Origin of the sequence: Burkholderia sp. MSMB1826 (assembly GCF_001526325.1) — a bacterium.
GTDB lineage: Bacteria > Pseudomonadota > Gammaproteobacteria > Burkholderiales > Burkholderiaceae > Burkholderia.
On the sequence record NZ_LOYN01000043.1, the window covers coordinates 297,385 to 320,574 of the forward strand.

Below are 23,190 nucleotides of genomic sequence, written 5' to 3' on the forward strand. Positions count from 1 at the left end.
AACAACAATTAAACCTAATTAAAAGAAACGACATTCATATAAAATTAGCATCGCTAATTATACAAATCGATATATCCATGCATCGAACGGCCGCATGCAAGCCGCACCGCAAACGGCACTTGGCACATTCGCACCATGGCGCTTCATCAACCAGAGCGTATGCGCTGCCAGGAAAGGCAGTCGTCCGCTGAAGGACTGCTTTACGTATTCGCTTTGAAAGTCTTAATGCACGGAATCCCCATTACCGTTCACTACCAATCTTTACGTGGACGCGAACATAGCAGGACAGAATCGACGCGTCAAAAAATATTTGATGACACATAACTTTGTTTAGGTGCAGTGGATGCACTCGGTTGGTGCCGACTAAAAACCGATATGGTTCATCAACTGCAACCGCCGCCTTTCTTCCTTGTTCGTCTGCTTTTTCACGCGCTCTCGAATGCGCCGCAATGGAGCACACTGCAGGCGCTCGCCGGTCCAAACTATTTTGTTTAGCTGAGACGGGCACCCCTCGAGAACGGGATTTCCCGGTCGGCCCTGGACGGTGTGCTTCGATAAACAGATAGGATTCCTGATATAGAGACCCTTCGAGCACGTGCGTAGCGTCGCGCACATCAGTCGACCTCCAGATTCCCGGCCGTTTCCATGCGCTTCGTCACCGCCGCATGTCGCCCGCGCCGGCTGATGGACACGACGACCCGAAACGCCACCGGCGCGAACACCAGCCCGAACATCGTCGCCGCCAGCACGCCCCCGAACGCGCCGGTCCCGATCGAACGCCGGCTTTCCGCGCCCGCACCGGTCGCCAGCACCAACGGCACGACGCCGAGCAGAAACGCCATCGACGTCATCACGATCGGCCGAAACCGCGCGGCCGCCGCATCCACCACCGCCTGCCGCAGCGACACGCCGCGCGCGACGAGTTCGCGTGCGAACTGCACGATCAGAATCGCATTCTTCGCCGACAACCCGATCACCGTAATCATCCCGACCTTGAAGTACACGTCGTTCGGCATCCCGCGCGCGAGCGCCGCCGCCAACGCGCCCACGATGCCAAGCGGCACGATCGTCAGCACCGACAGCGGGATCGTCCAGCTTTCGTACAGCGCGGCGAGCGCCATGAATACCGCGAGCACCGACAACCCGACCAGCAGCGGCGTCTGCCGCTCGGCGATCCGCTCCTCGCGCGCCGCGTTGACCCAGTCGTAACCGATCCCGGCCGGCAGCATGGCGGCCAGCCGCTCCATCTCCGCCATCGCCGCGCCCGAACTGATGTGGGTTGCCGCCCGGCCGCTGACGTCGAGCGACGGGTAGCCGTCGTAGCGATTCAGCATCACGGGCCCGACCGTCCAGTGCGGCGCGGCAATAGCCGACAGCGGCACCATGTCCCCCGTCCGGTTCGGCACCGTCAGCGCCATCAGTTGCGCGTCGGTCGCGCGCGCGCCCGGATCGGCCTCGATGATCACGCGGCGCATCCGGCCCGACGCCGGAAAATCGTTGACGTAGTTCGAGCCGAAGGTGCCGCCAAGCAGCCCCGCGATGCGCTCGAACGGCACGCCAAGCGCATACGCCTTCGCGCGATCGACGTCGAGCTCGATGCGCGGCGCATCCGGCAAGTCCTCGAAATGCACGGACGCGAGCGCCGGGTCCGCCTTCGCGCGCGCGGCCAGTTGCTCGCGAGCGGCCTTCAGCGCGTCGAGCCTGACCCCGCCACGATCCTCGAGACGGAACGTGAAGCCGTCCGCGTGACCGAGGCCGGGCACGGACGGCGGCAGCGTCGCCTGTACGTCGCCGTCGAGAATCGCGTCGAAACGCCGGTTGAGCCGATCGCGCAACGTCATCGCATCGACGTCGCGCTGCGACCAGTCCTTCAGCTCGACGAATGCCATCCCGACGTTCTGCCCGCTGCCCGCGAAACTCCAGCCGATCACGCTCGTCACGTTCGCGACGGCCGCCTCCGCCCGCAGGATCGCCTCGACGCGCTGGACGACCGCGGCCGTGCGCGCCTGCGTGGCGCCAGCCGGCAACTGGATCATCACCTGCAGTTGCCCTTGGTCCTCGGTCGGCAGAAAACCGCCCGGCATCATCCAGGACAGCAGCCCGCACACGGCCACGAGTGCGACGTAGATGCCCGCGACCGCGCCCGTGCGGCGTACCGCCGCCACGGTCAGGCGCCGATAGCCGGCCTCCGCGCGCGCGAATCCGACACCGAAGCGGTCGGCCAGGCGCGCGCCGAGGTTGCGTCGCGGCACGCGGCCGCCGCCGCCTTCGTGACGGCCGACCGGTTTCAGCAGGTTCGCGCACAGCGCCGGCGTGAGCGACAGTGCCATGAACGACGACACGAGCATCGACGCGATCATCGACACCGCGAACTGCCGGTAGATGCCGCCGACGCTGCCCGGGAAGAACGCCATCGGCACGAACACGGCGGTCAGCACCGCCGTCACGCCGACGATCGCCCCACCGATCCGCTTCATCGCGCGGCGCGTCGCATCGCGCGGCGACACCCCCTCCTCCATCACGCGATGCACGCTCTCGACCACGACAATCGCATCGTCGACGAGGATGCCGATCGCCAGCACGAGGCCGAACATCGTGAACACGTTGATCGACAGCCCGAACGCCCACATCGCGACGAACGCGCCCATCAGCGTGACGGGAATCACCACCGTCGGCACGAGCGTGTAGCGCAGCTCGCGCAGGAACAGCCACATCACGCAGAACACCAGCACGACGGCCTCGGCAAGCGTCAGCACGACTTCGCGGATGGCGATCTTCACGAAATGCGCGCCGTCGAACGGAATCTCGACCGCGACGCCCGGCGGCAGCGTCTTCGACAGCTCGGCAAGCCGCGCGCGGATCGCGTCGGACGTTTCGAGCGCGTTGCCCCGCGGGCCGAGCTGGATGCCGACGGTGGCCGCCGGACGGCCGTTCAGCCGCGAATAGAACGAATAGTCGTCGCGGCCGATTTCGACGCGGGCGACGTCGGCGACGCGCACCACCGAACCGTCCTGCTTCGACTTCAGCACGATCCGACCGAACTCCTCCGGCGACGTCAACTGCCCCTTGACGACGATCGTCGCGGTGAGCTGCTGGCCGTGCACGAACGGCGCATCGCCGATCGCGCCGGCCGTCACCGTCGCGTTCTGCACGCCGATCGCCGCGATCACGTCGTCGGCGCCGAGGTCGTATTCGCGCAACTTGTTCGGATCGAGCCAGACCCGCAGCGCCTCGTCGGCGTCCCATAGCTCGGCCGCGCCGACGCCCGGCGCACGTTTCAGTTCGCGCAGCACGTAGCGGTTCAGATAGTCGCCGAGCTGCGCGGAGTCGCGCGTGCCGTCGGTCGACGTCAGCGTGACGAGCATCAGGAACGTGTTGGCGGCCTTGAACACGCCGATGCCCTGCTGCACGACCTGTTGCGGCAGCCGCGGCTCGACCTGCTTCAGCCGGTTGTTGACGTCGACGAGCGCGATGTCCGGATTGGTGCCGGGCGCGAACGTCACGTCGATCTCGAGGTTGCCGTGACCGTCGCTGCTCGTCTCGTAGTACTGCAGCCCGTCGGCGCCGTCGAGGCTTTCCTCGATGATGCTGCCGACGTCGCCGTCGACGGTCTCGGTCGACGCGCCGGGATAGGTCGCGGTGATCACGACGCGCGGTGGCGCAAGACGCGGATACTGCGCGATCGGCAATTGCGGAATGGCGAGCATGCCCGCGACGACGATCGCGAGCGCGACGATCCACGCGAACACCGGGCGGTCGATGAAGAACGACGGCATCGCGGCGCCTCAGCGAACGGCACGGGCGCCCCGCGCCCGCTTCACGTCAATCATCCGCGCCCCCTTCCCTCTGCTGCGGCCCCGGTTCCGGCGCGAGCATCGACGACGCGAGCAGCGCCTGCGTATACGGGTGGGACGGCGCGTGCAACACGTCGAGCGTATCGCCCTCCTCGACCACGCGTCCCGCCTTCATCACGATGACCCGGTGAGCCATCGCGCGCATCACCGCGAGATCGTGCGTGATGAACAGGTAGCTCAGTGCGTACTTCTTTTGCAGATTCGTCAGCAGATTCAGGACCTGCTTCTGAATCGACACGTCGAGCGCGCTCGTCGGCTCGTCCAGCACCAGCAGTTCCGGCTCGACCGCCAGCGCGCGTGCGATCGCGATGCGCTGGCGCTGGCCGCCGGAAAATTCGTGCGGATAGCGCAGCATCGCTTCGGCCGGCAGGCCGACCTCCTGCAGCAGGGCCGCGATCCGCGCGCGCCGCGCGGCGCCGGACGACGGCGGCCGGTGCACGGCGAGCCCCTCGCCGACGATCTGCTCGACCGTCATGCGCGGCGACAGCGAGCCGAACGGATCCTGGAACACGACCTGCATGCGGCCGTACAGCGCGCGCCGGCCGCGGGTCGTGCGCAGCAACGCCAGCGGCATGCCGTCGATCTCGATGTCGCCCGACGCCGGCCGCTGCAGGCCGAGCACGGCCGCCGCCAGCGTCGATTTCCCCGATCCCGATTCGCCGACGATGCCGAGCGTCTCGCCGCGCCGCAGGCTCAGCTTCACGTCGTGCACGGCCCGGAACGCCGTCTTGCCGAACACCGCGCGCCAGCCCTTCGCAGCGATGCGGTAATCGACGGCGAGTTGCTGCACGTCGAGGATCGTCTGCGCGCCAGCCGCGACCGGCTGCACGGCGCGTTGCGGCGCGCTGTCCAGCAGCCGGCGCGTGTACGCGTGCTGCGGCGCGGCGAATAGTGCGGCGGTCGTGTTCGTCTCGACGAGCACGCCCTGCTCCATCACGGCCACGCGCTGCGCGAAGCGCCGCACGAGATTCAGGTCGTGCGTGATCAGCAGCACGGCCATTCCGCGCGCGGCCGCCTCCTGCTCCTGCAGTTCGATCAGCAGGTCGACGATCTGCTGGCGCACCGTCACGTCGAGCGCCGTCGTCGGCTCGTCGGCGAGCAACAGCCGCGGCCGGCACGCGAGCGCCATCGCGATCATCGCGCGTTGCCGCTGGCCACCCGACAACTGGTGCGGGAAGCTGTCGATGCGCCGTTCCGGTTCGGGAATCCCGGTGCGCCGCAGCAGCGCGATGCCGCGCTCGCGCGCCTCGCCCGCCCGCAGCCCCTCGTGCAACCGCAGACTCTCGGCGATCTGCTTGCCGATCGTATACAGCGGATTGAGCGCCGTCATCGGCTCCTGGAACACCATCGCGATATCGGCGCCGCGGATGCCGCGCATCTGCTGCTCGGTCTTGGCGAGCAGATCCTCGCCGTCGAACAGCATCTGTCCCGACAGCGTCGCCTGCTGCGCGAGCCGCAGGATCGACAGTGCCGTCACGCTCTTGCCCGAGCCCGATTCGCCGACGAGCGCGACGCGCTCGCCGCGTCCGACCGAGAGGCTCAGATCCTGCACGGCGGCTTTCGCGCCGAAGTGCGCGGAGAACCGCCGGATGTCCAGCAAGGGGGCCGTCATCGTTGCTCCCCGCCGAAGGCCGAGCCGCGCGCGCGCATGTCGAGTGCGTTGCGCAGCGCGTCGCCCATGAACGTGAGCAGCAGCAGCGTGACGACCAGCGCCGAGAACGCGGAGATCGAGATCCACCACGCGTCGAGGTAGTTCTTGCCTTCCTGCAGCAGTTCGCCGAGGCTCGGCGTCGGCGGCTGCACGCCGAGGCCGAGGAAGTCGAGGCTCGTCAGCGACAGGATCGCCGCGCTCATCCGGAACGGCAGGAACGTGATCACCGGCGTCAGGCTGTTCGGCAGCACATGTCGCCACATGATCTGCCAGTTCGACAACCCCATCGTGCGCGCGGCCTTCACGTAGTCGAGCGCACGGTTGCGCAGGAACTCCGCACGCACGTAGTCGGACAGCACGAGCCAGCCGAACATCGACAGCAGGACGAACAGCAGCCACAGCGACGGCTCGAAGATCGACGCGAAGATGATCAGCAGGTACAGGTCGGGCAGCGCGCTCCAGACCTCGATCAGGCGCTGCCCGACGAGATCGGTGCGCCCGCCGTAGAAGCCCTGCAGCGCCCCCGTCAGCACGCCGAGCGCGACGCCCGACACCGTCAGCGCCAACGCCATCAGCACCGACAGCCGAAACCCGTACAGCAACCGCGCGAGCACGTCGCGGCCGAACTGGTCGGTGCCGAGCCAGTTGCTCGCGGACGGCGGCGCCGGATACGGCCGCGACGCGAAGTAGTCGATCGTGTCGTAGCGGTAGCGGTTCGGCGGATAGATCGCGAAGTTGCCATGCGACTCGAGTTTCGCGCGGATGTACGGATCGAGATAGTTGGTCTTCGCCGGAAAATCACCGCCGAACTGCGTTTCCGGATAATCCTTCAGGATCGGAAAATAATAGTGTCCGTCGTAGCGCACGAGCAGCGGCCGGTCGTTCGACAATCCGTCGGCCAGCAGGCTGAGTGCGAACAGCGTGGCAAAGATCACGAGGCTCCAGTAGCCAAGCCGCTGCGCGCGAAACCGCAGCCACGTGCGTCGCCACGGCGACGGCGACGCCGTGCACGCGACGGCGGCCGGATCAGTGGTCCAGGCGGCTGAACTGGATACGGGGGTCGACGAGGACATAGCAGATATCCGCGATGAGCTTGGTCAGCAGACCGATCAGGGTGAACAGGAACAGCGAGCCGAGCACGACCGGGTAGTCGCGGCGGATCACCGAGTCGTACGACAGTTGCCCCATCCCGTCGAGCGAGAACAGCGTCTCGATCAACAGGTTGCCGTTCAGGAACGCGCCGACGAACGCGGCCGGCAACCCGGTGAGCAGCGGAATCGCCGCGTTGCGCAGCACGTGCTTCCACAGCACGTCGCGCTCCGGCGCGCCCTTCGCGCGTGCTGTGAGCACGTATTGCCGGCCGATTTCGTCGAGGAACGTGTTCTTCGTGAGGATCGTGACGATCGCGAAATTGCCGACCACCGAGGCCGTCACCGGCAACGCGACATGCCACAGATAGTCGAGGATCTTGCCGACCAGCGTCAGCTCGTCGAAGTTGTCCGACGTGAGCCCGCGCATCGGAAAGACCTGCCAGAACGTGCCGCCGCCGAACAGCATCAGCAGCAGCACGCCGAGCACGAAGCCCGGCACCGCGTAGCCGGTCAGCACCAGCACGCTCGTCGCAGTGTCGAACCGCGAGCCGTTGCGCACCGCCTTCGCGATGCCGAGCGGCACCGACACCAGATACGTGAGGATCACCGTCCACAGCCCGAGCGTGATCGACACCGGCAGCTTGGAGCGGATGACCGTCCACACGCTGCGGTGCGCGAAGTAGGACTGGCCGAGGTCGAACGTCGCATAGCTTTTCAGCATCAGCAGATAGCGCTCCAGTGGCGGCTTGTCGAAACCGAACTGCTTGCGGATCTGCTCGATCTGCTGCGGGTCGACGCCCTGGCTGCCGTGGTAGCCGCCCGCGCCTGCGCCCGCCTCGCCGCCCCGCGCGCTGCCGTGGCGCAACTGCGCGAGCACCTGCTCCACCGGCCCGCCCGGCACGAACTGCGTGACCGCGAACGTGATCGTCACCACCCCGATCAGCGTCGGAATCATCAGCAGCAGCCGCCTCAATATGTATGCCAGCATCGTTGCTCCCCGTCAGGCCGCCGGAGCGGGTTGTGCTCGTGCGGCCGGCTGCTTCACGTACCAGTAGTCGATGATCCAGTCCTCGTACTGATAGGAAGCCGGCACGACCGCCGGATGGCCGAGCGTCGTCTTGTACGCGATCCGCGCGTTCGGCATGTAGTACTGCGGGACCAGCACGTACAGGTTGATCAGCACGCGGTCGAGGGCGTGCGTGGCCGTCTCGAGATCCTCGAGCGTATTGGCCGCGAGCGCCGCGCGGATCAGTGCGTCGACGGCCTTCGACTTCACGCCCGGATAGTTCTCCGAACCGGGCTGCGACGCGGCCGCGCTGCCGAAACGGCGTGTCAGCTCCGCGCCGGGGATCGTCACGGGCGAGTAGATGTATGTCGTCATGTCGTACTCGAAATTGTCGAGCCGCTTCTGGTAGAGCGCGCTGTCGATCTCGTGCAGGTACGCATGGATGCCGAGCGTCGCGAGCGCCTGCGTGTACGGCAGGATCAGGCGATCCATCCCGGGCTGGTCGTCGATGATCTCGATCGTCATCGGCGTGCCGCTCGCGTCGCGCAACGCGCCGTCGCGGTAGTGCCAGCCGGCCTGCGCGAGCAGGTCGCGCGCTTGCCTGAGATTCGCGCGCAGCGAGCCCGGCGGCAGCGTCGACGGCTGCTTGATCATCGGACCGAACACCTCCGGCGGCAGCGTCGACCGGTACGGGTCGAGCAGCGCGAGCTCCTTCGCGCTCGGCATGCCGGACGCGGCGAACGGGCTCGCGTCCCAGAAACTGTTGGTGCGGCGGTACTGCCCGTAGAACATCATCCGGCTCATCCAGTCGAAGTCGAATGCCAGCGCGAGCGCATGCCGCACGCGTACGTCCTGGAACATCGGCTTGCGCAGGTTCATCAGGAAACCCTGCATCTGTGCGGGGCCGTCCGGGAATTCGCCCTTCGTCAGCAGTCCGTTGCGAAAATTCTTGCCGACGTACTTGCGCGCCCACTGCGTCGAGCTGTATTCCATCCGCGCGTCCACGTCGCCGGCCTTCAGCGCCTCGAGCGCCGTGTACTGGTCGAGGTACAACTTGAACGACACGCGTGCGAAACGGAACATCCCGCGCCGCGACGGCAGGTTCGCGGCCCAGTAGTGCGGGTTGCGCACGTACACGATCTGCTTGTCGTTCCTGCGCTGCTCGATCAGGTACGCGCCGCTCGCGATCGGCGGCACATTCGCGATCTGGTCGAACGGCGGTCGCGTACCGTCCGCGCGCTGCCCCCACTTCGGCGAGAACACCGGCAGGTCGCCTGCGATCAGCGGGGCGTCGCGCTCCGCATGCTTGAATTCGAAGCGGATCGTGTGACCGTCGACGACCACCGCGCGCCGGATGATCGAGAACTGCGCGTTGTACAGCGGCGACGCCTGCGGGCTCGTCAGCGTATCGAACGAATACTTGACGTCGGCCGCGGTGATCGCGTCGCCGTTCGAGAAGCGCGCGGCCGCATTGATGTGGAACGTGGCCGACAGCCCGTCCGGCGCCACCTCGACGTCGTCGGCGATCAACGCGTATTCGGACGCGAGTTCGTCCCAACTGCGCTGCATCAGCGTGTCGAACATCAGGTTCTTGATGTCCGGCGCGGGCGAGCCGCGCACGAGGAACGGGTTCAGCGAGTCGTAGCTCTGCGCTTCGTCGTAGTTTTCGAAATTGAGCGCGCCGGTGTCCGGCGCCTGCGGATCCGCGTAATCGAAATGCGTAAAGCCCGGCGGGTATTTCGGCTGGTCGTATTGCGCGATGGCCGGCACCGCGTGCGCGACCGGCGGCATGACCGCGGCCAGCGCCACGCACGCGATCAGCGCGGGCATCCGCCGCCATTTCAACAGTCTCATGTTCAGTCAACCCGGTAACATGCCGGCCCGATGCCCGCACGCGATCAATGCCTGTCGATTCATACGTCGTCGATGCCGGTCGGACCCGGCCGTACCGTCATCGCGCCCGGTAAAAAAAAAGGCCGCTCCTAATTGGGGTAGTGGACGTGGAGCGGCCCGTCCAAGCTGGTCGGTCTTGCGCGTATCGCCGTCAGAACTTGTACGTCGCGCCGACTTGCGCGAAGCGGCCGATGTACGAATACACCGACGTGTCGTACCCGCTCTGACTCAGCGTGCCGTTCGCGAAGATCGGGTCATACGGCGGCGTGCGGTTGAAGATGTTGTCGATGCCGCCGTAGATCGTCCAGTTCTTGAAGCCCGTATACGTCACCATCAGGTTGAACTGGCTGTACGAGCCGACCTTCGCCGGCTCCGGCATCAGGTTCTGCGCGTACGGGCCCGTGAACTGCCACGTCAGCGCCGCGTCGAACTTGCGATAGTTCCAGTCCAGCGTCGTGTTGCCGCGCCAGCGCGGGAAGCTGCCGCCGAACGGCTGCGTGATCGTGAAGTTGTTGCCCGCGCCGTTCACCGGTGCGCTGCCCGGGAAGCCGATCTTGTAGCTGTTGACGTACGCCCAGTCGCCCGACAGCGTGAGCATGCCCCAGCCCTTGAGCGGCAGCCCCTGGCGGAACGTGCCTTCGAAGCCGTTCGTGTCGAGGTAGCCGAGGTTCTGGTACGGAATCACCTTGTACAGCAACTGGCCCGTCGTCGGGTCCGTCACGACCTGCGACGGCTTGCCCTGCCCGATCACGTTGTCGATGCGGATCTTGTACCAGTCGAAGCCGAGATCCGTGTAGCGGGCCGGCGAGACCTGGAAGCCGATGTTGAAGTTGCGCGTGCGTTCCGGTGCGAGGTTCGGGTTGCCGACCGTGATCGACGTGTAGTTCTGGCCGGTGGCCGGGTCGACCTGGATGCCGAGCGTCTGGGACTTGCTGTCTTCGACGAAGGTCGGCGCACGGAACCCGCGGTTGTACGACGTATACAGCGTGAGCGCCTTGATCGGCTGATAGCGCAGTGCGAAGCGCGGCGAGAACGCACCACCCACGTCCGTGTAGTGGTCGTAGCGGCCTGCCTGGCTGAACGTCAGGTTCTCCAGGATCGGTACGTTGACCTGGTAATAGACGGCCGCGACGTTGCGCGCGCCGTTCACCGTCTGCAGATCGGGCGTGATCACCGCGCCGCTCAAGTACTCGGAACCCGGCGTCAGCGTTTCGCTCTGGTGCGTGAACTGCGCGCCGAAGCCGATGCCGACGTCGCCGGTCGGCAGGTGGAACAGGTTCGGCGTCGACAGCGTCGCGTCGATCGTATCGAGCTTCGAGATGCCGAGATTGTTCGCTTCCTGGTACAGGCCGTTGAATGCGTTCGGCGTCGCGGCCGGGTTCGCGAAATTCAGCGTGCCGTTCTGGTAGATGTTGTTCAGCGCGTTCACGTTCAGCTGATTCGTGAACACGTTCGACACCGTGCTCTGCGAATGGCTGACCGACGTCGCCCAGTCCCAGTCGCCGTACGGCAGCGTGAACGAACCCTTGATGCCGGCCGCCGCGCGCCAGTAGTTCGCCCAGGTCTTCTGCGCGACCGTGTTCGGGAACGCGTAGGTCAACGGCGTCGCCGCGCCCGTCGTGTTGTACGGGTTGGTCACCGGCACGACCGTGTTGAACGGCGACAACAATTGCGTCTGCGGATTCCAGACGAGCGCCGGGCTCTGCGGGTTGCCGATCACGTTGTTCCACAGGCCGTCGTTGGTCGTGGTCGTGTTGTAGCTTTCCAGGAAGTCCGCGAACGCCGTCGTCGTGTCGTTGATCTTGAAGTCGCCATGCAGCTTCGCGTTCAGGCGTTCGGTCATCGGCAGGATCGACGTGCTTTCCGCCGTGTTGAACGCGCAGATCGTGCCCGGCAGGCCGGCCGACAGCGAATTCGGCGCGGCCGGGCGAACCGCCCCGCCGAACGGGCAGCCGTTCAACGCCTGCGCACTGCCGTCGGGCATGTTCCAGTAGGACGGTGCGAGCAGCGAAAAGCCGCCCGGCTTGCCCGTGAAGTCCTGGTTACGCGTCGAATCGCGATCGGCGAGCGTGAAACCGTTCGACTTGTAGTAGCTGAGCGCCGCCGTCACGTTGAAGCGGTCGGCGTTCAGGTCGCCAAAGCCGCCGAGTACGCCGAACTTCGTCGTGCCGTCGCCGTTGCCGCCGTTGATCGCGCTGCCGATGCTGCCGTCGAGCTGTAGCCCGCGGAAATCGTGTTTCGTGATGATGTTGACGACGCCGCCGATCGCGTCCGACCCGTATTGCGACACCGCGCCCGTCTTCACGATTTCGATGCGCTCGATGTCGTTGAGCGGCAGCGTGTTGAGGTCGAAGAACGAATCGACGCTGTTCGAGAAGAACGCATACGGCGCCACCCGCTGGCCGTCGACCAGCACGAGCGTGTATTTCTCGGACAGGCCGCGCAGCGCGATGCCGGCCGCGCCGGCCGCGAAGTTGCCCGACTGCCCCTCGCCCCAGCTGTTCGCCGAGTTGGCCGTCGCATTGCGCAGGAAGTCGGTCACCGTCACCGCGCCGCTGGCCTGGATCTCCTTCGGCGTGATCGTCTGGACCTGCTGAAAGCCGGTCTTGTCGGATTGCCGGATCAGCGAGCCTGTCACCTCGAAACGCTTGATCTGCGCGACCTTGCCCTGCCCGTTCGCGGCCGGGGCGGCGGGCGCCGTGTCGCCCGTCGCGGCCGCACCGGGTGCCGCGTCGGGTGCGGCCGCCCCCGTTGCGGCGGGCGTGCTCGCGGTGCCGCCGACCTGTGCGACGGTCGTGGCCGCAGGCGCGTTGGCCGCGACCGCATCCGCCACGGCGACGGCGCCGGGGCCCGGCTGGCTCTGTGCGAAAGCCGGCACAGCCAGCGTCGCGGTAAGCGCCAGTTCTGCCCAGACCATTCTTTTGATGGCCAACGCTAGTGCTCTTTGCTTCATCGTGTTTCCTCTCGCTCGTCAGTAAGACCCCACCCACTGCGCGTCCGAATCTCGTGAATTCCGCCGCGCGCTCCGGGCGCCCGTGTGCCGGAGTCCGCCATTTCCGACCTGCCAACCACCGCGACCCGAACGAATCGGCCGTGCAGTTCGAACGCCGCACGATCCTTTCGTATTGTGTAATTCGTAATACTGATTTACTTACACTGAGCGCACTGCTTGCCTTCCGTTTCGAATGATCCTGGCCCGACGGGCTAGAACAGCCGCGGCGTACCGACCCAGACGATCACCGCTTCTTCATCGGCCGTGTTGTGCCACGCGTGCGGCAGCGTCGACTCGTAGTGCGCGGTGTCGCCGGGGCTCAACACGAACGTGCAATCCTCCAGCGTCAGCGCGACCCTTCCGCGCATCACATAGAGGAACTCCTCCCCTGCATGCGTCGTCACTTCCGACGGCGACTGCCCCGCCGGTATCCTGACGAGAATCGCGTCGAGCTTGCGACCGTCCACGAGATTCGTCAGCCGGGCAAAGGAACTCGCCGAGTTCGTGAACTGGAAATACCGCAGGGCGTCGCCGCGGCACACCGAGCGCGCCTCGGTCGGCGTGTCGATGAAGTACTGCATCGTCACGCCGAGCGCCTTCGCAATCCGGACCAGCGATGTGATCGACGGCGTCGCGCGCCCACGCTCGACCTGCGACAGGAATGGCTTCGAGATTCCTGCCGTCGTGGCCGCTTCGTCGAGCGTGAGTTTCAGCCGCTGCCGAAGCGCGCGGATCTTGTTGCCGAGCGAAACCGCGACGAGCACCGATTCATCGGGAGGCAAGACCATGGAAGAACGGACCCTCTCAATCGCAATCGATTTGATGTCGGCAGGCCTTGCCCGATGCCATGAAGCCGCCGCCACGGCGCGAGGCTCCGCTGCCCGTCGCCGCCGCGCGCACGTCCCGCGCGAAGCGAAACGGGAGTCCCGCTTCGCGGTCGCGCGATTCGCGCTCATTTCATTCGGTTTACTAATCAACACGGCTGCCCCTTTTTTCCTCGCCCCGTCGGACTTCTCCGCCTTCAGGTGTCCGCAATGGCACGTGCATGCGGTACGGCGCCCATCCCGCATTCGGCCGCTGCGTCCCCCAAGCGTCGCCTTACCGCGACGCGACGACCGTCCACAGCTTCGCCAGATCCCCCGATCCGTCGTTACCCTTGACCGTGCGCAGCACCTGGACCGCATGCGCCTTCTGGCCCGCCACGTAGTACGCCTCGCCGAGCCGCAGCCGCGCCGCATCGGGATGCTCGAGCCCGCCCTTCGCGATTGCCTGCTCCATCATCGACAGCCCCTGCGCCGTGTGGCCCGCGAACACCAGATTCATGCCGGCGTCGATCGGCGCCACCGGATCGGCCGCGTCCGCGCCCGACTGTGCGCGCCTCGCGGCCAGCGCCTGCAGCCGTTTCTCGCGGTCCGCCTGCGCATCCTTGCCGAGCACGCCGGACGCGAAACCCTGGTCGATCACCTGCCGGCCCTCGGCCGGCGTGCCGGCCACCAGCGCGAGCTGCGTCATCTCCATATAGGCGTCGGCCGTCGTCAGCGAGCCCGTCGCCCTGCGCAGCCGGTAGATGTCGAGGTCGAGCGACGACAGGTAACCGGGGCTGCCGCGAATCGCCGAGATCATTTCCTCCCAGTACGCGGGGCTCGGATGATAAGCCACCAGCATGCCGAGCGCGCCGCGATACGCAGCGGCATCCTTGCTCTTTTGCGCGCAGGCCGCCAGCATCTGCAACTGCCCTTCGTCCGGCGCGTGGCCGGCCTTCACCTGTGCGTCCGCGCTCGCCTTCAGCTGGCTCACGACCTGGCCGCAATCGTTCGACAGGTAATACGCCTGCGTGAGCAGCGTGTGCATTTCCGGATCCGTACCGCCCGCCTTCAAGTAGCGCTGCGCGACGCGGATCGCCTGCGGATAGTTCTTCTGCTGGAAGTAGATCCCCGCGAGCGCCGCCGTCGTCCGCTGCTCGTCCTCGCCCGACAGGCGCCCCGAGTTCAGGACGGTTTCGTAGGCCTGCGCGGCCACGCCGGTATCGCCGGCCGCCATCGCCGCCGCGCCGCGCGTCGCTTCCACCATGTAGGTTTCATACGGCGTGCGGTTGGGCACGGCGGCTGCCTGCGCGATCTTGCCGAGCGCGTCGCGATACTTGTGCGCGCGATACAGGTCCTGCGCGGCCGCCAGCGGCTTCGCCACGTCCGGCCGCAATGCGTCGGCCGTCCACGCCGGGCGGCCGAGCGCGCAGGCCGCACCCAGCGCCGTCATCCGTTTCCATCGTCGCTGGCTCATCGGTTGGCCTGTCCCGTCATTGCATGAACTGCTCGTTGCCGATCAGGCCGATCTTCGTCGCGCCCACGCGCTGTGCGGACGCCAGTACGGCCGCCACGTCCTTGTACGGCGCCAGCTTGTTCGCCCGCAGATGGATCTCCGCCTGCACGGGCTCGTGCGCGACCGCCGTCAGTTTCGCCTCGAGTGCCGCGCGATCCGGCACCGGCGCGCCGTTCCACGTCGTCGTCCCGTCGAAGTCGATATCGATCTGCACGACCTCCGGCGGTGTGGCGGGCGGCGGCGGGTTGCCCACCGGCAGGTCCATCTTCACCGAATGCATCTGGATCGGGATCGTGATGATCAGCATGATCAACAGCACCAGCATCACGTCGATCAGCGGCGTGGTGTTGATGTCGACCATCACGTCCGGCTCGGCGCCGCCTCCGCCCGAAGGCATGTTCATTCCCATCGTCTGCTCCTGTCGATGCTTGCTCTGATCCCATGCGTCGCCGGCAATCGGAATCGACGCGCGCGCCGTTCCCGTGCAAGGCTAGCCACCCCGCGCCGGCGGTTCCGTAATGAACGACACCTTCGCGATACCTGCCCGCTCGCACATCGTGACGACCCGGCCGATGAACTCGTAGCGCGTGTTCTGGTCGCCGCGCACGTGCACGCTCGGCTGCGGCTGCTGCTGCGACACGCCCTTCAGCTTCGCGAGCAACGTCGACGCATCCACCCGTTGTTCACCCCAGAAGAAATCGCCGTCGCGATTCACCGCGATCTCGACGCTCTTCGGTGTGGTCTGCAGCGGCTGCACGACCTCCTTCGGCAACTGCAGCTGGATCGTATGCGTGACGACCGGAATCGTGATCAGGAAGATGATCAGCAGCACCAGCATCACGTCGACGAGCGGCGTCGTGTTGATGTTCGCGATCACCTCGTCGCTTTCGTCCTGCCCGACGTTCATGCCCATCGCGCGCCTCCGTCAGCCGGTCAGTTCACGAGCGACGCGGCAGGCGACGGCGCGCGAGCGGCACGCTTGCTGCCGGCCAGCAGCACGGTATGCAGCTGGGCGCCGAAGTTGCGGACCCGCTCCATCACCGACTTGTTGCGCCGGACGAGGAAGTTGTAGCCGAGTACGGCCGGCACCGCGACCGCCAGGCCGATCGCCGTCATGATCAGCGCCTCGCCCACCGGGCCCGCGACCTTGTCGATCGACGCCTGGCCCGCGATCCCGATCGCCGTCAGCGCGTGATAGATCCCCCAGACCGTGCCGAACAGCCCGACGAACGGCGCGGTCGACCCGACCGTCGCCAGGAACGCGAGCCCGTCCTGCATGCGGTTCGACACGTTCGTGATCGAGCGCTCGACGGACACGTCGATCCACGTGTTGCGGTCCACGGCTTCGAGCAATGCCTCGTCGTGATGCTCGCCCGCCTCGATCGCCGTTTCGGCGATGAAGCGGAACGGCGATGCCTCGTCGAGCAGCTTCGCGCCTTCGGCCAGCGACGGCGCGCTCCAGAGTTGCGCGTCCGCAAGCTTCGCGCGGCGGTTCGCCCGCAACTGCTCGACGAACTTCGTGACCATGATGTACCAGCTGCCCATCGACATGATCACGAGCAGGATCAGCACGAAGCGCGCGACGAAGTCGCCGTTCTTCCAAAGCGCCCCCAGCCCGTACGGATTCTCGACCGCTTCGGTCGCGGCCGGCGCCGGCGGCGGGGCCGAGTCGGCGGCGGACGGCGCCGGCGCCGCGGCCTGTGCCGACGTGTCGGATGCCGCCGTGGATCCGCTCGCTTGCGCGTAAGCGAATTGCGGTGCAACGAGCCCGTCGATTGCAGCGACGGACATCAACAGGCTTGCCGCCAGTGCGGCCAGAGAACGCTTGGTCATACCCCACTCCAATTCTTTCGTTGAACTTACGATTGAAGTTCAAGACGGTTTTCCCCGGTCCGGCGCTTGCCGGACCGCCCACTGCATCAATTCAGGTTGAACGAGAACGGCACCTGCACCCTTACGGCCTGGCCTTGCGCCACGCATTTGAACCGCTTCACGGTGTTGTAGGCCGCACGATCGAGCACGGGGTCGGCCGACTGGGCCACGCGTTCGTTCGTGATGTTCCCGTCCGCGTCCACGACGAACTCGATCGTCACCTCACCCGTGATGTTGTTTTCCTGCGCTTCCTTCGGGTACTGCATCGACGCGCGAATCGTGTCCGAATTCGGGCAGACGACCCCCACTTCGTGGCTGACCGGCTTCGCGGGTGCGGGCGCGGGCGGTGCGATGACGGGCGCCTGCACGGCCGGCGCGGACGGCACCGGCGCCGCCTGGTGCGTGATCGGCGCTTGCGGCGGCGCCTGCACCGGCACTTCGGGCGGCGGCACGAACGGCGGCGGCGGGGGCGCGAATTTTGGTGGCGGAAGCTTGACGACCGGCAGCGGCGGGGGCGGCGGCGGCTTCACCGGCTCGATGATGCGGGTTTCGATCGGATGCTGGATCACCTGCACGACTTTCGTCGCGAGGCCGTTGAGCAATGCGTAGATCAGCACTGCGTGCAACAGGAGGACGACTGCGATGCCGCCGAAACGGCGCACCGGGTTCTGCTGCTTCTTGCCGAATTCCCGCGGACGCCCAAGCGTGGCCAGTCCGCTGTTCGAAGCAACCAGATGCTCTTCGACTTTCATGCCCACTATCCATCCCCCAAGCGAATCGCCCAGTTTCGCGATGATGGCCGGCCCAGGAACCGGGTCGGTTCCGTCTCCGCCTCACCCCGAAATTTCATTTTTGATGCAATTAGCCATCCGAATCGAAAGCATCGATTTCGGATCCCGATTTATTCAATTTCAAGGAATCGTTTCAACCGCAACGGGATAGCCACCCTATCCGGCGTCTACCCCGAACCAGCGCGTTCAGGCAATTGTCAGCTGCGTCGACACAGGCACTTTTCTCGCGTGACGATTGGCTCTTCGTTACGCACTGATGTCAGCCGAGTCGTTCGTCTTGGGTGCAGAAGATAGCAAGGAAAAAATTTGAGCGTCAAACTTTATTTGATACCCGAATACAAAGTTTGGAGAGTTTGCTCGAATAATGATTTAGTAAACTTGGCCGACCATTTTCCATTGATTTAGTAATTGATTTGTATGGCAATCGCACCAATCAAGTGCCTCTCTAAAATAATCACCAATTTAGTGCCAAGCACCGAATTGGCGCGTCGGTAATGAGCATCTCCGGATGCGTTTCTTCGTCACATCGCACGGATGAAATCCGATTGACCATCGTCATGCGGCGCCGGGGCTTGTTCATGCGATGTTCGGATGGGAATTCGCCTCTTGTTTATAAGGAATCCACATTAAAATAACCGCGCCTTCTCCACCGATCGGATCCATACGATGATCTGCATACCGAATCTGTTTTTTTGATGCCAGAACCCGCTGCGTCAGCGTGAATTCGTTACCCGCTACTTTGCGCGCACCGGCACATTCGCTTCACCGAGACCGGCGAGACAAATGCCCGCGCATGCTTCGTCGACGCACGACCGGCATCGCTCAGGACAGCATCATCCCCTGCATCCGGTGCGAGAAATGCGCGCGCTCGGCGGTCTCCATCAGCATCAGGAATTCGTCCTGCATCATGTGTATCAGCGCTTCGTGATCGCCGGCCTCGAAATACACTTCCGGCTGCTGCGCGAGGCGTTCCTCGAGGAACGTCTTCATCCCGTACGCCATGCAGACCGGCGGCAGCGCGCCCATGTCGCAATCCTTGAACAACTCGCGCAATTCGACCTCCCGGGCGAGCACGAGATGGCGTCCCGTCTTCACCCAGAGATCCGACAGGCGCACGGCATGCGTCGTCGGCAATACGGCGGCGACGTAGCCCTCGGCGTCCTCGAGGAGCACCGTTTTCGCGAGCCGGTCGCCGGGAATATGCGCGGCGGCGGCCGTCTCCATGCTCGTATGACTATAGGGGTGGTACACGATTTCGTACCGCGATGACTTCTGGCGCAGGCAATCCTGCAGGGTGGCTGAGACCGGCATGGCACACCTCGTCTGGGTGAATCGGGCGAACGGCGTTCGCTCCGGATTCGTTCAGCATAGGTCGCATTCCGGCCCAATGGAAACGCCCTCGCGCGACACCGCTCCAGATGCCCCGGCAGCCCGCCCCGGTCATTTTTCATCCGCGCGCCTGCCCTCGCCGGCATGCGAAATCGAGACCCAGAACGGGGCCTGGAAAGCCCCTCGTCCCTGTAGACGAATTCCAGGTAGTGCGACGTAGACGCGAACGGGTCGGCAATTTGCCGATGTCGGGAAACTAGACTGTTAGTTGCGTTTTCCGAAGAACAATGAGATACCGCCGAGGATGCGCCGTTCAAAAAACGCACCCGCGAATGCGCGCCGTCATGCCGGCAAGCCACGTCGCCCACAGCTTTCCCGGTGTCCTATACTGAGCCGGCCGCCCCATCCTCCGGGCGGAAACCGACTCCTGGAGCGATCATGCATTACCAGTTGATCTACGAACTCGTCGACGATTACCTGTCGCGGCGCGACGCGTTCCGTGCCGAGCATCTCGCGCTCGCGCAGGCCGCGACCCAGCGCGGCGAACTCGTGCTCGCGGGCGCGCTGGCGGACCCGGCCGACCAGGCCGTGCTCGTGTTCGAAGGTGATTCGCCGGAAGCGGCCGAATCGTTCGCGCGCGCCGATCCGTACGTGCAGAACGGCCTCGTGAAATCGTGGCGCGTGCGGCCGTGGCGCGTCGTGGTCGGCAAGCACGCGCCGCGTCCCGCGTGAAATCGGGCTACAACCATCCTGCCCGCTTGAAGCGCCACCACAACGCGAGATCGGCGACGGCCATCACCGCGATACAGCCGTAGAACCCGTATTTCAGGTGCAGCTCGGGCATGTTCGCGAAGTTCATCCCGTAGATGCCGGCGATCATCGTCGGTATCGCGAACAGCGCGGCGAACGAGCCGAGCCGCTTGGTCACCTCGTTCTCCGCGAGCGAAATCATCCCGAGGTTGACCTGGATCGCGGTGACGACCATCTCGCGGCGCCCTTCGATCGTCTTCACGATTCGCTGCAGATGGTCGTACACGTCGCGGAAGTAGGCCGACATCCCGCTGCAGACTTCCGGAATGCGCCCGCCGGTGAGCTTCGCGAGCGGCTCCATCAGCGGCGCCGTGTGTTGGTACAGCAGCACGAGCCGGCGTTTCAGCGAATAGAGATCTTCGATGATCGCGCGCGACGACGCGGGCGTCGCCTTCGCGAAGATGCGATCCTCGAGTTCCTCGAGCTCGGTGCCGAGCGTTTCGAGGATCGGGAAATACCGGTCGACGACCTGGTCCATCAACGCGTAGAACACGAACGCCGACCCCTCGCGCAGCAGATGCGGTTCGCGCTCGCAGCGCTTGCGCACGTCGCGGAAATCCTGCTCGGTGTGATTGCGGATCGACAGCACGTAATTCGGGCCGACGAACACGTTCAGTTCGCCGACCTTGAATTCGTCGTCCTCATCGAGTTCGACCGTATGCAGCACCGCGAACAGCGAATCGCCGTATTCCTCGATCTTCGGTCGCTGATGACCCTTGCGGGCATCCTCCAGCGCCAGCTCGTGCAATCCGAACTCCTCGCCCATCAGATCGATTTCCTCGGGCGTCGGATCCTTCAGCGCGACCCACACGAAGCATTCGGGCTTCGACACGTAATCGCTGATGGCGGCGATGTCGATATCGGCCAGCTTGCGGCCGTCCTGGTAAGCAGCACAGTTGATCAGCATGTTGTCCCACGATGTTGCGGTTTGCCCATCAGTTTACCGGTTTGCCGCACGGACGGCCCGGCTTGCGCGGCACGCCGATATTGGTCATGATCGGGCTGCGTGCGCCGCAGCACGCGCATCGGGGCACATCGACAGGCCCGCCGGGCCTGCGTTGCGCGATGCACAACGGCCGCGCGGCCCCACCGTCAAGGAGACAGACCTATGTGGTATTTCTCGTGGATACTCGGCATCGGCGTGGCACTCGGCTTCGGCGTCATCAACGCGATGTGGCTGGAAGCGGAAGTGTTCTCGCGCGGCGAAGAGCGCGGCGACACGTCGCGCCGGAAAGCGGGGAGCCGGTATTCGTGACGCATCTCGTGTTCTTCTGCGGTCACGCCGGCACCGGCAAGACCACGCTCGCGAAGCGGCTCATCGGGCCGCTGATGCGCGCGACCGGCGAGGCGTTCTGCCTGCTCGACAAGGATACGCTGTACGGCCGCTACAGCGCGGCCGCGATGGGCGCGCTCACGGACGATCCGAACGACCGCGACAGCCCGCTCTACCTCAAACATCTTCGCGATCCCGAATACCAGGGCCTGCTCGACACGGCCCGTGAAAATCTCGCGCTCGGCATCGGTGCGCTCGTCGTCGGCCCGCTGTCGCGCGAGGTGCGCGACCGGCGCATCCTCGATCGCACGTGGCTCGGTATCGCGCCCGAGGTCGCGCTGACGGTCGTCTGGGTTCACACGTCGGAAGACGTCGCGCATCAGCGGATCGTCGCGCGCGCCAATCCGAACGACGCGTACAAGCTCGCGCACTGGGACGAATACCGGCAGCGCCGCTTCGTGCCGACCGGCCACGAATGCGACGGCATCGTGATGTTCGACAACACCGCGCCGTCCGACGCGGACATCGACGCGCTGCTGTACCGCATCGTGCCGCCGCCGCAACCGGCGACGATCGTCCCGCCGCTGCCCGCCTGATCGGCGCCGCCAGGCGCCCTTCCCGCTTCCTCAAAAAACAACGCCGGAAGCGCTGCTGCGCTCCCGGCGTCGTACGGCCCTCGTGCCAGAGTCAGACGCTGGCGAATGGTCCGGCAACCGCGGTCAGGCGACCGCGTGCACGCGCTCCATCGTGCCGCCGTCGTACAGCTTGCCGAAGCGGTTCGACAGGAACGCCTTCAGCGACACCTTTTCCTGCGGGATGAAACCGCTCTGCGGCAGCTTCTTTTCGCGGAACAGATCCAGCACCGCGCACATCGCGCCGGCCGTCGTGATCTGGATCGCGCTCATGTGCATCCCGCACACGTCCTTCGCGAAGATCTTGCGCGTGAACACGTCCTGCACCAGCTGGCCGTCCTTCACACCCGTCACCGTGACGAACACGAGCACGACGTCCTGCTTCGTCGACGGCACCGCGCGGCGCATGATCGACTTCAGCGTGTCGCGGTCGGTCGACAGGCGCAGGTCTTCCAGCAGGAACTGCACGAGCTCGCGGTGGCCCGGATAGCGCACCGACTTGTAGTCGAGCGTCTCGACCTTGCCCGACAGCGTTTCGCACAGCGTGCCGAGGCCGCCCGACGTGTTGAACGCTTCGTATTCGGTGCCGTCGAGCGAGAAGTGTTCGAGGCCTTCGAGCGGCTGCACCCATTGCTTGCGGCCGTCGCGGATCGCTTCGCACGGCTGACAGTATTCGTTGATCAGACCGTCGACGCTCCACGTGAGGTTGTACTTCAGCGCGTTGGTCGGATATTCGGGCAGCGCGCCGACGCGCATCTTCACGTCGCGCACTTCGCTGAAACCGTTCACGAGCTCGTGCGCGGCGATGCCGATGAAGCCCGGCGCGAGGCCGCACTGCGGCATGAACGCGCGATCGGAGCCGTCGGCCAGTTCGCGGATCGCGTGCGTGGCGCGCACGTCCTCGGTCAGATCGAAGTAGTGAACGCCGGCAGCCTTCGCGGCGGCGGCCACGTTGACCGCGAGATAGTACGGCAGCGCGTTGACGAGCGCATCGAAGCCCTTCACTGCTTCGCGAATCGCATTCGCATCGGCCGAATCGACCCGCTGCGTCGCAATGCCTTCGCGCGACAGCTTCGCGAGCGCATCCGCGTCGCGGTCGAACGCGACGACTTCGTAGTCGCCCGTTTCACGCAGCATGTGAGCAATGGTGTGGCCGATCAGACCTGCGCCGACGATGGCGATTTTCATGCGCTTATCTCCTGATGATGGGTGTGGTGTTGTGGACGGCGTCGAGCCATGCACACAGTGTAGGGACGCTCAAAATCAGTTCCAAGACGAAGAATGATGCGAAACGACCGATAATTTCGACGTTATGACGATACGTTTCGCCTAAATGACATGCCCATCTAAAAATCGCGTAAACGGGCTGTCGCAAACCGGTCGTTGGCGGTTGCGCATGGCGACGACGAAGACGAGGACGCACGGCGCGGCACGGCACACGAACCGCCCATGCGTCGAATGCGGCACGCCGGCCGAAGCGGCATACGAAAGGAGATTCGGAGAGACGCGCGACGTGCGCGAAAGGAGGATGCCGACGACGGCGGATACCCCGCGCCGATCACGACGTATAGCGAAAGCCATGACGAATGCGCGCGAGCATGCACCCGACGTCGCGCCTGGCGCCCGCGACGCCACGCCATCCGCACCACGCTCGCGCGGTCATGCGCGGCGCGGCAT

At 65.4% G+C, this 23,190-nt stretch carries 18 protein-coding genes; 3 read left to right on the top strand and 15 right to left on the bottom strand.

Annotation, left to right across the window (positions count from 1 at the left end; translation table 11 throughout):
* Positions 1-614: 614 nt before the first annotated feature.
* The 13 genes from WS95_RS25055 to WS95_RS25115 form a co-directional block, all read right to left on the bottom strand.
* Complete coding sequence (locus WS95_RS25055; protein ID WP_059826713.1) at positions 615-3,776, bottom strand: multidrug efflux RND transporter permease subunit; 3,162 nt, start codon at positions 3,774-3,776, stop codon at positions 615-617.
* 46 nt (positions 3,777-3,822) lie between these two features.
* A complete protein-coding gene (locus WS95_RS25060; protein ID WP_034207356.1) occupies positions 3,823-5,466 on the bottom strand; it encodes an ABC transporter ATP-binding protein in 1,644 nt (547 codons plus the stop codon).
* Positions 5,463-6,578 carry an ABC transporter permease gene (locus WS95_RS25065; protein WP_034207357.1) on the bottom strand — a complete coding sequence of 372 codons (1,116 nt, stop codon included), beginning with the start codon at positions 6,576-6,578 and terminating at the stop codon, positions 5,463-5,465. The genes WS95_RS25060 and WS95_RS25065 overlap by 4 nt, the downstream gene beginning before the upstream one ends.
* Complete coding sequence (locus tag WS95_RS25070; RefSeq protein ID WP_059826716.1) at positions 6,532-7,584, bottom strand: microcin C ABC transporter permease YejB; 1,053 nt, start codon at positions 7,582-7,584, stop codon at positions 6,532-6,534. The genes WS95_RS25065 and WS95_RS25070 overlap by 47 nt, the downstream gene beginning before the upstream one ends.
* Positions 7,585-7,596: 12 nt before the next feature.
* Entirely contained in the window at positions 7,597-9,456 is a 1,860-nt protein-coding gene (locus WS95_RS25075) for an extracellular solute-binding protein (RefSeq protein WP_059826719.1), read from the bottom strand.
* Between the two features lie 190 nt (positions 9,457-9,646).
* Complete coding sequence (locus tag WS95_RS25080; protein ID WP_059826722.1) at positions 9,647-12,448, bottom strand: TonB-dependent receptor; 2,802 nt, start codon at positions 12,446-12,448, stop codon at positions 9,647-9,649.
* 251 nt (positions 12,449-12,699) lie between these two features.
* Positions 12,700-13,275, bottom strand: a complete 576-nt coding sequence (locus WS95_RS25085) for a helix-turn-helix domain-containing protein (RefSeq protein WP_034207361.1) — start codon at positions 13,273-13,275, stop codon at positions 12,700-12,702.
* Between the two features lie 310 nt (positions 13,276-13,585).
* A complete protein-coding gene (locus WS95_RS25090; protein WP_059826725.1) occupies positions 13,586-14,767 on the bottom strand; it encodes a tetratricopeptide repeat protein in 1,182 nt (393 codons plus the stop codon).
* 16 nt (positions 14,768-14,783) lie between these two features.
* Complete coding sequence (locus WS95_RS25095) at positions 14,784-15,215, bottom strand: ExbD/TolR family protein (RefSeq protein ID WP_059785861.1); 432 nt, start codon at positions 15,213-15,215, stop codon at positions 14,784-14,786.
* Between the two features lie 81 nt (positions 15,216-15,296).
* Entirely contained in the window at positions 15,297-15,719 is a 423-nt protein-coding gene (locus WS95_RS25100) for an ExbD/TolR family protein (protein WP_034207364.1), read from the bottom strand.
* A gap of 20 nt (positions 15,720-15,739) precedes the next feature.
* The gene (locus tag WS95_RS25105) at positions 15,740-16,639 is read right to left on the bottom strand and encodes a MotA/TolQ/ExbB proton channel family protein (protein WP_059826728.1); all 900 of its coding nucleotides are present in this window, start codon (positions 16,637-16,639) and stop codon (positions 15,740-15,742) included.
* A gap of 86 nt (positions 16,640-16,725) precedes the next feature.
* On the bottom strand, positions 16,726-17,430 hold the full coding sequence (locus WS95_RS25110) for an energy transducer TonB (RefSeq protein WP_059826729.1): 705 nt from the start codon (positions 17,428-17,430) through the stop codon (positions 16,726-16,728).
* Between the two features lie 861 nt (positions 17,431-18,291).
* Entirely contained in the window at positions 18,292-18,780 is a 489-nt protein-coding gene (locus WS95_RS25115; RefSeq protein ID WP_034207367.1) for an aminoacyl-tRNA deacylase, read from the bottom strand.
* Between the two features lie 456 nt (positions 18,781-19,236).
* Here WS95_RS25115 and WS95_RS25120 point away from each other — a divergent pair, with 456 nt between their 5' ends.
* Positions 19,237-19,530 carry a YciI-like protein gene (locus WS95_RS25120; protein ID WP_034207368.1) on the top strand — a complete coding sequence of 98 codons (294 nt, stop codon included), beginning with the start codon at positions 19,237-19,239 and terminating at the stop codon, positions 19,528-19,530.
* Between the two features lie 7 nt (positions 19,531-19,537).
* Here the strand turns inward: WS95_RS25120 and corA are convergent, their stop codons facing one another.
* Positions 19,538-20,515 carry a magnesium/cobalt transporter CorA gene (gene corA, locus WS95_RS25125; protein WP_059785872.1) on the bottom strand — a complete coding sequence of 326 codons (978 nt, stop codon included), beginning with the start codon at positions 20,513-20,515 and terminating at the stop codon, positions 19,538-19,540.
* Positions 20,516-20,716: 201 nt separating this feature from the next.
* On the opposite strand from corA, the gene cydX reads away from it, so the two are divergent.
* Positions 20,717-20,863, top strand: coding sequence for a cytochrome bd-I oxidase subunit CydX (gene cydX, locus WS95_RS32450; RefSeq protein WP_063890180.1), 147 nt, complete (start codon positions 20,717-20,719; stop codon positions 20,861-20,863).
* On the top strand, positions 20,860-21,477 hold the full coding sequence (locus WS95_RS25130; protein ID WP_034207371.1) for an AAA family ATPase: 618 nt from the start codon (positions 20,860-20,862) through the stop codon (positions 21,475-21,477). The genes cydX and WS95_RS25130 overlap by 4 nt, the downstream gene beginning before the upstream one ends.
* A gap of 123 nt (positions 21,478-21,600) precedes the next feature.
* Here WS95_RS25130 and WS95_RS25135 read toward each other — a convergent pair whose 3' ends face one another.
* Entirely contained in the window at positions 21,601-22,701 is a 1,101-nt protein-coding gene (locus WS95_RS25135; RefSeq protein WP_006481527.1) for a saccharopine dehydrogenase family protein, read from the bottom strand.
* Between the last annotated feature and the right edge of the window lie 489 nt (positions 22,702-23,190).